At 68.2% G+C, this 12,089-nt stretch carries 12 protein-coding genes; 7 read left to right on the forward strand and 5 right to left on the reverse strand.

Features of this window, described 5'->3' with window-relative positions; all coding sequences use genetic code 11:
- Positions 1–9 precede the first annotated feature (9 nt).
- Positions 10–195, forward strand: a complete 186-nt coding sequence (locus P6281_RS04185) for a (2Fe-2S)-binding protein (RefSeq protein WP_008253794.1) — start codon at positions 10–12, stop codon at positions 193–195.
- Positions 196–199: 4 nt separating this feature from the next.
- Here P6281_RS04185 and P6281_RS04190 read toward each other — a convergent pair whose 3' ends face one another.
- Complete coding sequence (locus P6281_RS04190) at positions 200–1,915, reverse strand: alpha-keto acid decarboxylase family protein (RefSeq protein ID WP_009951798.1); 1,716 nt, start codon at positions 1,913–1,915, stop codon at positions 200–202.
- A 35-nt stretch (positions 1,916–1,950) separates the two neighbouring features.
- Here P6281_RS04190 and P6281_RS04195 point away from each other — a divergent pair, with 35 nt between their 5' ends.
- From P6281_RS04195 to P6281_RS04210, 4 genes are read left to right on the forward strand one after another with little or no spacing between them, the layout of a single operon-like run.
- Entirely contained in the window at positions 1,951–2,394 is a 444-nt protein-coding gene (locus P6281_RS04195; protein ID WP_009951796.1) for an SRPBCC family protein, read from the forward strand.
- A 5-nt stretch (positions 2,395–2,399) separates the two neighbouring features.
- Entirely contained in the window at positions 2,400–3,479 is a 1,080-nt protein-coding gene (locus P6281_RS04200) for a CaiB/BaiF CoA transferase family protein (protein ID WP_324738623.1), read from the forward strand.
- Between the two features lie 58 nt (positions 3,480–3,537).
- Positions 3,538–3,993 (forward strand): SRPBCC family protein, encoded by a 456-nt coding sequence (locus P6281_RS04205; protein WP_324738624.1) that lies wholly within the window; start codon positions 3,538–3,540, stop codon positions 3,991–3,993.
- 58 nt (positions 3,994–4,051) lie between these two features.
- Positions 4,052–4,507: an SRPBCC family protein gene (locus tag P6281_RS04210; protein ID WP_026071396.1), complete on the forward strand. Its 456-nt coding sequence runs from the start codon at positions 4,052–4,054 to the stop codon at positions 4,505–4,507.
- Here P6281_RS04210 and P6281_RS04215 read toward each other — a convergent pair.
- Complete coding sequence (locus P6281_RS04215) at positions 4,500–5,681, reverse strand: pyridoxal phosphate-dependent aminotransferase (RefSeq protein WP_324738625.1); 1,182 nt, start codon at positions 5,679–5,681, stop codon at positions 4,500–4,502. The two genes, P6281_RS04210 and P6281_RS04215, sit on opposite strands and share 8 nt — an antisense overlap.
- Before the next feature lie 200 nt (positions 5,682–5,881).
- Between P6281_RS04215 and P6281_RS04220 the strand changes: the two genes are divergently transcribed.
- Together P6281_RS04220 and P6281_RS04225 are read left to right on the forward strand one after the other, a co-directional pair.
- The gene (locus P6281_RS04220) at positions 5,882–7,093 is read left to right on the forward strand and encodes an acetyl-CoA C-acetyltransferase (protein WP_009951789.1); all 1,212 of its coding nucleotides are present in this window, start codon (positions 5,882–5,884) and stop codon (positions 7,091–7,093) included.
- Between the two features lie 4 nt (positions 7,094–7,097).
- Positions 7,098–9,242 (forward strand): 3-hydroxyacyl-CoA dehydrogenase NAD-binding domain-containing protein, encoded by a 2,145-nt coding sequence (locus P6281_RS04225; protein WP_324738626.1) that lies wholly within the window; start codon positions 7,098–7,100, stop codon positions 9,240–9,242.
- Positions 9,243–9,313: 71 nt separating this feature from the next.
- Here P6281_RS04225 and P6281_RS04230 read toward each other — a convergent pair whose 3' ends face one another.
- The 3 genes from P6281_RS04230 to P6281_RS04240 form a co-directional block, all read right to left on the reverse strand.
- Positions 9,314–9,919, reverse strand: a complete 606-nt coding sequence (locus P6281_RS04230; RefSeq protein ID WP_014383878.1) for a class I SAM-dependent methyltransferase — start codon at positions 9,917–9,919, stop codon at positions 9,314–9,316.
- A 32-nt stretch (positions 9,920–9,951) separates the two neighbouring features.
- Positions 9,952–10,812, reverse strand: a complete 861-nt coding sequence (locus tag P6281_RS04235) for an LLM class F420-dependent oxidoreductase (RefSeq protein WP_009951786.1) — start codon at positions 10,810–10,812, stop codon at positions 9,952–9,954.
- 63 nt (positions 10,813–10,875) lie between these two features.
- Positions 10,876–12,084 carry an FAD-dependent monooxygenase gene (locus P6281_RS04240; protein WP_014711022.1) on the reverse strand — a complete coding sequence of 403 codons (1,209 nt, stop codon included), beginning with the start codon at positions 12,082–12,084 and terminating at the stop codon, positions 10,876–10,878.
- Between the last annotated feature and the right edge of the window lie 5 nt (positions 12,085–12,089).

Consider the following 12,089-nt stretch of genomic DNA (forward strand, 5'->3'; position numbering starts at 1 on the left):
GGTTCGCCGGTGTTCGTGTGCCTGTGTAACGGGGTCACCAGCCAGACCGTGACCGAGGCCGTCGAGTGCGGGGCGTCGACCACCAACGAAGTCGCCCAGGCGTGCGGAGCGGGCACCGACTGCGGTCGCTGCCGGCGGACGGTGCAAGCCATCCTGCGATCATCGTCCCCGGAGCGGACGCCGAATCCGCGCTAGAACTTCAGCGGCGCGGACTGCCGTCCGGTGACGTCGGTTGCACGAGTTCGACCAGCAGGTGGGGAATCTCGAGCCGCGGCAGCACCACCTCGACGAAAACCATGCGGTCTTTGTGTTCGGCGGCGGCGGTCAGCGCGTCGTCGAGCTCCCCGTAGGTCTGGACCCGGAACGCCAGGTGGTCGGTGACGCCCAGCGCGTGCGGGACGTCCGTCCACTTCCAACTGACGATGTCGTTGTAGGGCGCTGTCTCGCCGTGGATGGCGCGCTCGACGGTGTAGCCGTCGTTGTTGACCACCACGATGACGGGGGAGAGCCCCTCGCGTGAGAAGGTGCCGAGCTCCTGGACGGTCAGTTGCGCGGCGCCGTCCCCGATCAGCAACACCGTGCGGCGGTCGGGATGCGCGACGGCGGCCCCCAGCGCGGCGGGCAACGTGTAACCGATTGAGCCCCAAAGAGGTTGGCCGATGAAGGTGACACCGTGCGGCAGCCGGTGATCGGCCATGCCGTAGAAGGAGGTGCCCTGGTCGGCCAGCACCACGTTGCCCGGTGTGAGGGCCCGGCAAACCCGATCCCACAGCATTTTTTGGGTCAGGGGTTGATCGCGGGGCGGGGGCGGCGGGAGCGGTGCGGCCGGCGGCGACGCCACCGGTGGCGACGCGGTCCCGCGACGGGCCAGGATGGTGGCCAGCGCCTCGAGCGCGGCGCCCATCTCCAACGGCGCGAAGACTTCTCCGGCGACGCTGCTTTGGTATTGCCCGACGTCGATGGTCCGGGCCGGGTCGATCCGCTGGCTGAAGAAGCCGCTCACCATGTCGGTGAACACCACCCCGGCGGTGACCAGCACGGGTGCCTCTTCGATCGCGGTGCGCACCGCCGGCGCGCTGGCCGATCCCGCGTAGATCCCCAGGAAATTCGGTGAGCTCTCGTCGAGCAGGCTCTTCCCCCACATCAGCGTGGCGTGCGGCACGACGTCCGCGGCCAACAACGCCTCGAGTTCTTTGATCGCCTGCAGGCGGTGGACCAGCAGGTCGGCGAGGACGGTCAACCGGTGGCCGCCGATGAGCTCGGTCGCGGCCTCGACGAACATCGCCAGCGCGCGCGGGCTGGTGCCGCCGCTGTAGCGGGGCAGCGGAGCTTCGGGCGGCTCGGTGGGGAAGCGGGCCACGTCGGTGGACAGCAGGATGTATCCGGGTCGCTTCTGCTCGCGCACCTCGCACAGCACCCGGTCGATCTCCCGTCGGGCCGTTGCGGGCATGAGATTGGCCTGGGCGCAGGTGATTTCGCGGCTGACCCGGAAGAAGTGTTCGAAGTCCCCGTCGCCGAGGGAGTGGTGCAGCGCCCGGCGGGTGCCCTGCGCGTCCTTGGACGGGCCGCCGACGATGTGCACGACGGGCACCTGCTCGGCGTAACTGCCCGCGATCGCGTTGGCCGCGGACAGCTCACCGACGCCGAATGTCGTTACCAACGCCGACATTCCGCGCAGCCGTCCATACCCGTCGGCGGCGTAGCCGGCGTTCAGCTCGTTGGCGTTGCCGACCCAGCGCAGGCTGGGGTGGGCGATGATGTGGTCGAGGAACTCCAGGTTGTAATCACCGGGAACGCCGAAGATCTCGGACACGCCGAGTTCGGCGAGACGGTCCAACAGGTAGTCACCGACGGTGTAAGCGGGATCGGTCGCGGCATCTGTCACAGGCACGACGGTACGCTCGGCCGAATCCATTCCGGGCGGGACGCCGGGCCAGTATCGTGCGGGCCATGGCACTCAAAGAATCCCGCGACATCGTGATCGAAGCCAGTCCCGAGGAGATTCTGGACGTCATCGCCGATTTCGAATCGATGCCCGAATGGTCGGAACCGCACCAGAGCGCGGAGGTCCTCGAGACCGGCGACGACGGGCGGCCCCGCCAAGTCAGGATGAGGGTCAAGGTCGCCGGGATCACCGACGAACAGGTGGTCGCCTACACCTGGGCGGACAACGCCGTGAGTTGGACGCTGGTGAGTTCCTCGCAGCAGAAGGCGCAGGACGGGAAGTACACCCTGATACCGCAGGGCGACAAGACCCTGGTGAAGTTCGAGCTGCTGGCGGACCCGAACGTGCCGCTGCCCGGCTTCGTGCTGAAGCGTGCCGTGAAGGGGACGATCGACTCCGCCACCAAGGCCCTGCGCGAGCGGGTGCTCACGGTCAAGAAGGGCAAGTAGTCACGGTGGGCGGCGGCCCGCTGGCCGGGGTGCGGGTCATCGAACTCGGCGGCATCGGACCGGGGCCGCACGCGGGAATGCTGCTGGCGGACCTGGGCGCCGACGTGGTGCGGGTGCGGCGGCCGTCGGGCGGCCTCGAAATGCCGGCCGAGGGCCGGGACTTGTTGCATCGCGGCAAGCGGATCGTCGACCTCGACGTCAAGACGCAACCGCAGGCCCTGCTCGAGCTGGCCACCAAGGCCGACGTGTTGCTGGACTGCTTTCGCCCCGGCACGTGCGAGCGGCTCGGAATCGGTCCCGACGACTGCGCGGCGGCCAATCCGCGCCTGATCTTCGCGCGGATCACCGGCTGGGGGCAGGACGGGCCGCTGGCGCGCACGGCGGGTCACGACATCAACTACCTGTCGCAGACCGGCGCGCTCTCGGCGCTCGGCTACGCCGACCGTCCGCCGATTCCGCCGCTGAACCTGGTCGCCGACTTCGGTGGCGGCTCGATGCTGGTGGTGTTCGGCATCGCCGTCGCCCTCTACGAACGGGAACGGTCGGGCAAGGGTCAGGTCATCGACGCGGCGATGGTCGACGGGGTGAGTCTGTTGGCCCAGATGATGTGGACGATGAAGTCCACTGGCGCACTCCGCGACCGACGCCAATCCTTCCTGCTCGACGGCGGCGCCCCGTTCTACGGCTGCTACGAGACCGCCGATGGCGGATACGTGGCCGTCGGCGCCATCGAGCCGCAATTCTTCGCGGCGTTGCTCGACGGGCTCGGCCTGTCACCCGAGGACGTGCCCGGCCAGCTCGACAAGGATTCCTACCCACGGATGCGCGAGATCTTCACGAAACGGTTCGCGAGCCGAACCCGCGACGAATGGGCGCGCACGTTCGCCGGCACCGATGCGTGCGTCACCCCGGTGCTGACATGGACCGAAGCCGCGACCGACGACCACCTGCGGACGCGGTCCACCGTCATCACCGCCCACGGCGTCGACCAGGCCGCACCCGCCCCGCGCTTTTCGCGAACACCCACCGGGCCGGTCGAGCGACCCCCGGCGGCGACGACACCGCTTGACGAAATCAACTGGTAGGCCATCGATTACGACGAACCGATCCATGCCCGGGCCGGCGTTGCTAAATTTGATCCCAGTGGCCGTAAAAGCATCACGCGAATTTGTCGTCAACGCGCCGCCAGAAGTGGTCATGGAGGCGCTGACAGATGTCGGCGTCCTCTCGTCCTGGTCACCGCTGCACAAGAACATCGAGGTGATCGACCGGTATCCCGACGGCCGGCCCCACCACGTCAAGACCACCATCAAGATCCTGGGGCTCGTCGACAAGGAGATCCTGGAATATCACTGGGGCCCGGACTGGGTCTGCTACGACGCCAAAGGAACCTCCCAGCAGCACGGTCAGCACGTCGAATACAACCTCAAACCCGAAGGCGTGGGCCGGACCCGAGTGCGTTTCGACATCACCGTCGAACCGGGCCGGCCCATGCCCGCGTTCATCGTCCGGCGGGCCAGCGAAAGCGCCCTCGACGGGGCGGAAAAGGGATTGCGTGAAATGGTGATGCGCGGCACCCGTCCCGCCGAGCCCGAATAGCCGGCGTCTGTGGTTTTCGGCCCTCGCCGGCCGCGGCGCTGTAGTTAACTTGTTAGCAGTGGCTGTACAAGCATCGTCGGAAATCGTGATCGATGCGCCTCCGGAGGTCATCATGGAGGCGCTCGCCGATATGGACGCGGTGCCGTCATGGTCGTCGGTGCACAAGCGGGTCGAGGTCATCGACAAGCACCCCGACGGGCGACCGCACCACGTGAAGGTCACGATCGCGGTGACCGGCATCCACGACACCGAACTGCTCGAATACCACTGGGGGCCCGACTGGATGGTGTGGGACGCCCACAAGACGGCCCAGCAACACGGCCAGCACGGGGAGTACAACCTGAGCCGGCTGGGCGACGACCGGACCAGGGTGCGGTTCACCATCACCGTCGAACCGTGGGCCCCGCTGCCGGAGTTCTGGGTCGCGCGGGCCCGCAAGAAGATCCTGCACTCCGCGCTGGAGGGCCTGCGCAAGCGAGTGATGGGGCCTCGGGGCTTCGGCCCGGCTAGGTAGCGTCGCGCAGTGCGGCCAGTCGCTTGATCGCCTCGTCCAGGGTGTCGTCGCGTTTACAGAAGGTGAAGCGCACCAAGTGATTCCACACGTCGGCCGGCCCGCGTGCCGTGTCCGGGTCGCAGAAGGCCGACATCGGGATGGCGGCGACCCCCACCTTTTCGGGTAGCGCCGCGCAGAACGCGGCGCTGTCGTCGTAGCCCAGCGGGCGGGGATCGGCGCACAAGAAGTACGTGCCGGCGCTGTCGTGCACCTCGAACCCGACGTCGATCAGCCCGGCGGCCAGCCGATTGCGCCTGGCCTGCAACGTGGCGCGCAGGTCGTCCACCCAGGCGCCCTCCTGCTCGAGCGCCAAGGCCACGGCCGGCTGGAACGGCGCGCCGCCGACATAGCTCAGATACTGTTTGGCCGCGCGCATCCCGGCGATGAGTTGCGCTGGGCCGCAAGCCCATCCGATCTTCCAGCCGGTGCAGTTGAACATCTTGGCCGCGCTGGAGATCGTGATGGTCCGCTCGGCCATGCCGTCGAAGCCGGCCAGCGGCACGTGTTGGCGCCCGTCAAACACCAGGTGTTCGTACACCTCATCGGTGATCACCAACAGGTCGGCCGCGACGGCGATCTCGGCGATGGTGGCCAGCTCGGCCGCGCTGAGCACCGTGCCGGTCGGGTTGTGCGGCGAGTTGACGATCAGCGCGCGGGTCCGTGGCGTCACCGCCCGGCGCAGCGCGTCGGCGTCCAGGGCGAAGCCGCGACCGTGGGGGACCAGCGGCACGGCGACCCGCCGCGCGGAGGCCATCGCCACCACGGGCGAATAGGAGTCGTAGAACGGCTCGATGAGCAGGACCTCCGAGCCGGGTTCGATCAGGCCGATCACCGCCGAGGCGATGGCCTCGGTCGCCCCGACCGTCACCAGCACCTCGGTGTCGGGGTCGTACTCGATGCCGTACTGGCGGTGGCGCTGGGCGGCGATCGCGTGTCGCAGCGGCGCGATGCCGATCCCCGGCGGGTACTGGTTGACGCCGTCGGCGATGGCCTCCTGGGCGGCCTTCAGCATGGCCGGCGGCCCGTCCTCGTCGGGAAACCCCTGGCCGAGGTTCACCGCTCCGATCCGCGTGGCCAGCGCCGACATCTCGGCGAACACCGTGGTCGCGTACGGGCGCAGTCGCGAGACCGTCATGGTCGTCGAGCTTAACTTCCTGCGCCCAGCGTGACTGCACCGTCACGTTCGGCGCCGAACGTGACTGTCGCGTCACGCTCGAGGCTCTGACCAGCGCCAACCTGCTCAACCAACAGGTTGGCCGGGCCTGCTGTTAGGGTGGTGCGGGACCTAGTCTTGAAGACGGGATTCGAACCCTATTCGCGAACAAGGAAGTCGTCATGTCCGAAGAAGCTTTCATTTATGAGGCCATCCGCACACCGCGGGGCAAGCAGCGTAACGGCTCGCTCAACGAGGTAAAGCCGCTCAACCTGGTCGTCGGCCTGGTCGACGAGCTCCGGCGGCGTTTCCCCGACCTGGACGAGAACCTGATCAGCGACATGATCCTCGGCGTCGTGTCCCCGGTCGGCGACCAGGGCGGCGACATCGCCCGCACCGCAGTGCTGGCCGCGGGCCTGCCCGAGACCACCGGGGGTGTGCAGCTCAACCGGTTCTGCGCCTCCGGTCTGGAGGCCGTCAACACCGCCGCTCAGAAGGTTCGTTCCGGCTGGGACGACCTGGTGCTGGCCGGCGGCGTCGAGTCGATGAGCCGCGTCCCGATGGGCTCCGACGGCGGCGCCTGGGCGACCGACCCCGAGACCAACTACCAGATCGGCTTCGTGCCGCAGGGCATCGGCGCCGACCTCATCGCCACCATCGAGGGCTTCTCCCGCGACGACGTCGACGCCTACGCGCTGCGCAGCCAGCAGAAGGCCGCCGCGGCGTGGTCGGGCGGCTACTTCGCCAAGTCGGTCGTGCCGGTGCGCGACCAGAACGGCCTGGTCATCCTCGACCACGACGAGCACATGCGGCCCGACACCACGCTCGAGGGCCTGGGCAAACTCAAGACCGCGTTCGACGGCATCGGCGAGATGGGCGGCTTCGACGACGTCGCGCTCACCAAGTACCACTGGGTCGAAAAGATCAACCACGTCCACACCGGTGGCAACAGCTCGGGCATCGTCGACGGCGCCGCGCTGGTGCTGGTCGGTTCGGAGGCCGCCGGCAAGTCGCAGGGCCTGACGCCGCGGGCCCGCATCGTGGCCACGGCGACCAGCGGCTCCGACCCGGTCATCATGCTGACCGGCCCGACCCCGGCCACGCGCAAGGTCCTCGACCGCGCGGGCCTGACGATCGACGACATCGACCTGTTCGAGCTCAACGAGGCGTTCGCGTCGGTGGTGCTGAAGTTCCAGAAGGACCTCAACATTCCCGACGAGAAGCTCAACGTCAACGGCGGCGCCATCGCGATGGGCCACCCGCTGGGCGCCACCGGCGCCATGATCACCGGCACCATGGTCGACGAGCTCGAGCGCCGCAACGCGCGTCGCGCCCTGATCACGCTGTGCATCGGCGGCGGCATGGGTGTCGCCACCATCATCGAGAGGGTTTAAGACCATGGCAGAGAACACCATTGCGTGGGATAAGGACGCCGACGGCATCGTCACCCTGACGCTTGACGACCCCACCGGGTCGGCCAACGTGATGAACGAGCACTACAGCGAGTCCATGCACAACGCTGTGGAACGCCTTGCCGCCGAGAAGGATTCGATCGCCGGCGTGGTGATCACCAGCGCGAAGAAGACCTTCTTCGCCGGTGGTGACCTGAAGGGCATGATCAACCTCGGCCCCGAGAACGCCGGCGAGGCGTTCGACACCGTCGAGTCGGTCAAGCGCGACCTGCGTGCGCTGGAGACCCTGGGCAAGCCGGTGGTGGCCGCCATCAACGGCGCCGCGCTGGGCGGCGGCCTGGAGATCGCGCTGGCCTGCCACCACCGGATCGCCGCCGACGTCAAGGGCAGCGTCCTCGGTCTGCCCGAGGTGACGCTGGGCCTGCTGCCGGGCGGCGGCGGGGTGACCCGCACCGTGCGGATGTTCGGCATCCAGAAGGCATTCATGGAGGTGTTGAGCCAGGGCACCCGCTTCAAGCCGGCGAAAGCCAAGGAGATCGGCCTGGTCGACGAGCTCGTCGGCTCGGTCGACGAACTGGTGCCCGCCGCCAAGGCGTGGATCAAGGCCAACCCCGATTCGCACGAACAGCCCTGGGACAAAAAGGGTTACAAGATGCCCGGCGGCACCCCGTCCAGCCCCGCGCTGGCCGGCATCCTGCCGTCGTTCCCGGCGCTGCTCAAGAAGCAACTCAAGGGCGCCCCGATGCCGGCGCCGCGGGCCATCCTGGACGCGGCCGTCGAGGGCGCGCAGGTGGACTTCGACACGGCCAGCCGCATCGAAAGCCGTTACTTCACCCAGCTGGTCACCGGCCAGGTCGCCAAGAACATGATCCAGGCGTTCTTCTTCGACCTGCAGCACATCAACGGCGGCGGTTCGCGCCCCGACGGCATCGAGCCGGTCAAGATCAACAAGATCGGTGTGCTGGGCGCGGGCATGATGGGCGCCGGCATCGCCTACGTGTCGGCCAAGGCCGGCTTCGACGTGGTGCTCAAGGACGTCGACATCGAGGCCGCCCAGAAGGGCAAGGGTTACTCGGAAAAGCTTGAGGCCAAGGCACTTCAGCGTGGCAAGACCACCGAGGAGAAGAGCAAGGCGCTGCTGGACCGCATCACGCCGACTGCCGACCCCGCCGAGCTGGCGGGCGTCGACTTCGTGATCGAGGCGGTGTTCGAGAACCAGGAACTCAAGCACAAGGTGTTCCAGGAGATCGAGGACATCGTCGAACCCAACGCGCTGCTCGGGTCGAACACCTCAACCCTGCCGATCACCGGTCTGGCGACCGGCGTCAAGCGGCAGGAGGACTTCATCGGAATCCACTTCTTCTCGCCGGTCGACAAGATGCCGCTGGTGGAAATCATCAAGGGCGAGAAGACTTCCGACGAGGCCCTGGCCCGGGTGTTCGACTACACGCTGGCGATCGGCAAGACGCCGATCGTGGTCAACGACAGCCGCGGGTTTTTCACCAGCCGCGTGATCGGCACGTTCGTGAACGAGGCGCTGGCGATGCTCGGCGAGGGCGTGGCCCCGGCCAGCATCGAGCACGCCGGTTCGCAGGCCGGCTACCCGGCGCCGCCGCTGCAGCTGTCCGACGAGCTCAACCTGGAGCTGATGCACAAGATCGCCGCGGCCACCCGCAAGGGCGTCGAGGACGCGGGCGGCACCTACGAGCCGCACCCGGCCGAGGCCGTCGTCGACAAGATGATCGAAATCGGACGGCCCAGCCGCTTGAAGGGCGCCGGCTTCTACGAGTACGTGGACGGCAAGCGGACCCGCCTGTGGCCCGGCCTGCAGGAGACGTTCAAGTCGGGCAGCGCGGAGATTCCGTTGCAGGACATGATCGATCGCATGCTGTTCGCCGAGGCGCTCGAGACGCAGAAGTGTCTGGACGAGGGCGTGCTGACCTCGACCGCCGACGCCAACATCGGCTCGATCATGGGCATCGGCTTCCCGCCGTACACCGGTGGTAGCGCACAGTTCATCGTCGGTTACTCCGGTGCCGGCGGCACGGGCAAGGATGCGTTCGTGGCCCGCGCCAAGGAACTGGCGGCCAAGTACGGCGAGCGGTTCCTGCCGCCGAAGTCACTGAGTTAAGTCCTGCCACGAGCGGACGTAAAAACCCTCGCACGCACGGCGTGTCGGGGGTTTTTACGTCTGCTCGCCGGTCAGGTGCGCCGTTGGAACAGGTAGTACCGAGCCGGGGTCTTCTCGGCGCGGTCCAGTTCGCGTTCCGCGCCCGCGGACAGCAACGTCCAGTTGGGAGTGAAGCGCCGTTCCATCTCGGCGTGGTCGATGCCGCGCACCCCGACGCGGCCGCCGGGCACGAACGCGATGATGAGCAGCCGGGCATGCGGGGCCGCCACGGCGCTGACCTCGCGGACGTAGGCGTCGCGATCCGCGTCGCTCATGTTGTGCAGGCAGGCGTTGTCGACGATCAGCTCGAAGTTCGCGCCGATTCCGGCCCGGCTCAGCTGGGTGACGTCGGCCTGGACGAAGTCGACGGCCGCGCCGGCCTTGGTGGCCTTGGCCCGCGCCCGCTCCAGGGGTTTGGCCACGAAATCCACCGCGGTGACGCGCCAGCCGTGCTGAGCGAGGTAGATCGAGCAGTCACCGGTACCGCATCCGAGTTCGAGGGCGGACCCGGCGGCAAGCGGGGCCGTGTCGCCGGTTCCCTCGACCAGGTCCCGCACACTGCGGGCCAGCGGGTGACCGTCCCATGGGGTGAAACCGATGCGGTAGAAGATCCGAAACAGCATCTGTTTGGAAGCCATAGCTCACCCTATGCCGCGCGGCGGATCACCTGCTATCGGCAGGCGGCGGCGATTCGGCGCCATTCCTCGCGCGGGAAGGCTCTCGGATCGGCCCGCAACACCTGGACGCAGACGTGATCGGCGCCGGCGGAACGATGTTCGGCGACCCTGCCCATGATGGCGTCTTCGTCACCCCAGGCGATGATCGCGTTGAACAGTCGATCGCTCACCTGCGCCACATCGTCTTCGGAGAAGCCGCTGCGCAGCAGGTTGTTCGCGTAGTTGGGCAACGCCAAATAGGACCGCAGCCACTCGGTTCCGATCTGACGCGCCTCGTCGGCGCTGTCGGTCAGGATGACCGTCTGCTCCGGCAGGAGCAGGGGGCCCTGGCCCAAAGTCGAACGGGCAGAAGCGGTGTGGTCGGGGGTGACCAGGTAGGGGTGGGCGCCCGCGGCGCGGCTCGCGGACAGCTTCAGCATCTTCGGTCCGAGCGCGGCAAGAACCCGGCGCCCGGTGGGAACCGGCCGCGGCGCGGCGTCCAACCCGTCCAGGAACGACGCCGTGGCCGCGAGCGGTTTGCGGTAGCGTCCGGGCTGGCCGGCGTCGATCAGCGGTGCGTGGCTGACGCCGATTCCGAGCAGGAAGCGGTCGCCGTGCTCAGCGGTGAGCGTCGCATAGGATTCGGCGACGTCGCCGGGCCCATGCATCCATAGATTCAGGATGCCGGTGGCGATCACGGTCCGCTTGGTCGCGGCGAGCAGATGACCGACCGAGTCGAACACCGGCCCACCGACGTCGGGAATCCACAGCGCGGGGAAGCCGAGTTCATCGAGTTCGGCTGCGGCGTCGGCGGATTCGGCCGGGTCGCCGTAGCGCAGTTGACTGCTCCAGATCCCAACACCGGTCAGTTCCATCTGAGGCCTTCCCTTCGTGGCACGCGCGCGGCCGCTCGGGTCCGCGGCCTACTGGACATGCTGTCAGACGTCGCTTCCGGCGTAGTCGGGGACCGGCATCGAGTCGTGCATGCGGACGCCCTTGGTGTTCAGCTTGGCCAGCGACCGGGACAGCGACCCCGGCATCGCCGAGATCAGTTGGGCTCCACGGGTTAACGCCCAGACTCCGGCGCGGGAACCGGGGATGATGCCCTTGGCCGCGCCGCGGGCGAAGGACCGGCTGCGATGCACCGGTTCGCGCATCTGCAGTTCGTAGGCGGCGAAGGCGCGCAGGTGGTCGCCGTCGGCGCGGGCGAGTTCTCCGGCGAGCACGTAGGCGCCGAGGACGGCGAGGCTGGTGCTGCCGCCCACCGCCGGCCCGGGGCAGTATCCGGCATCGCCGACCAGGGTGACGCGGCGGCGCGACCACCTGTCCGTGCGGAGCTGGGTGATGGAGTCGAAGTAGAAGGTGGGCGTGCGCTCGATTTCGGCCAGCCAGCCGTCCACCTGGTCATGCATCCCGGTGAACGCGTCGCGCAGTAACTCCTTCTGCCGCAACACATCGCGGTGGTCGTAGTCGGGTTCTTCCCGGCGGCGAAACAGAAACACCACCCGCGCGTCGTCCAGGTGGTCCGCAGTGTAGATACCGGCGAAGCGGCCGACGCCGACGTGGCCGACCATCTCGCCGGCCCGCACCAGCGCCTTGGGCGCCGACAGCACCGACAGGTATCCCCCGAGGAAGCGCGTCAGGCCGGCTTCCTCGCCGAAGGTCAGGCGCCGAACGTTGGAGTGCAGGCCGTCGGCGCCGACGATGACGTCGAAGGTGCGTGCCTCGGAGCGCTCGAACGCCACGGTGCCGTCGTGCTCGATCTCGGTGATCGAGTCGCCGAACAGGTACTCGACGTCGTCGCGGGCGGCGTCGTAGTAGATCTCGCTGAGGTCGTCGCGCATGATCTCCACGTGCCGGTCGGAGCTGGCGGCGTAGATCTTGGTGAGGTCGATGTCGGTGGCCCGCGGCCGGCCTTCTCGGTACAGCGCCAGGCGGGTGGTTCCGGTGGCCAGGGCCTCGATGCGGGGCAGGACGCCCATCTTCGCCGAGATCTCCATCGCCGGACGGAACAAGTCGACGGCGTGGCCGCCGGTTTTGCGCAGCGTCGGGGCGCGCTCGACGACGGTGACGTCGAAGCCGTAGCGGGACAGCCAGTACGCCAGCACCGGGCCGGCGACGCTGGCGCCGGAAATGAGTATCCGCACGATCC

It is taken from the genome of Mycobacterium sp. 5-140-3-2 (assembly GCF_035666375.1).
Taxonomy (GTDB): Bacteria; Actinomycetota; Actinomycetes; order Mycobacteriales; family Mycobacteriaceae; genus Mycobacterium; species Mycobacterium intracellulare.

Coding starts and splice junctions, on each gene's coding strand:
- P6281_RS04190 (WP_009951798.1), bottom strand. CDS start 1,915: ATGGATTCGGCCGAGCGTACCGTCGTGCCTGTGACAGATGCCGCGACC.
- P6281_RS04195 (WP_009951796.1), top strand. CDS start 1,951: ATGGCACTCAAAGAATCCCGCGACATCGTGATCGAAGCCAGTCCCGAG.
- P6281_RS04215 (WP_324738625.1), bottom strand. CDS start 5,681: ATGACGGTCTCGCGACTGCGCCCGTACGCGACCACGGTGTTCGCCGAG.
- P6281_RS04220 (WP_009951789.1), top strand. CDS start 5,882: ATGTCCGAAGAAGCTTTCATTTATGAGGCCATCCGCACACCGCGGGGC.
- P6281_RS04225 (WP_324738626.1), top strand. CDS start 7,098: ATGGCAGAGAACACCATTGCGTGGGATAAGGACGCCGACGGCATCGTC.
- P6281_RS04230 (WP_014383878.1), bottom strand. CDS start 9,919: ATGGCTTCCAAACAGATGCTGTTTCGGATCTTCTACCGCATCGGTTTC.
- P6281_RS04235 (WP_009951786.1), bottom strand. CDS start 10,812: ATGGAACTGACCGGTGTTGGGATCTGGAGCAGTCAACTGCGCTACGGC.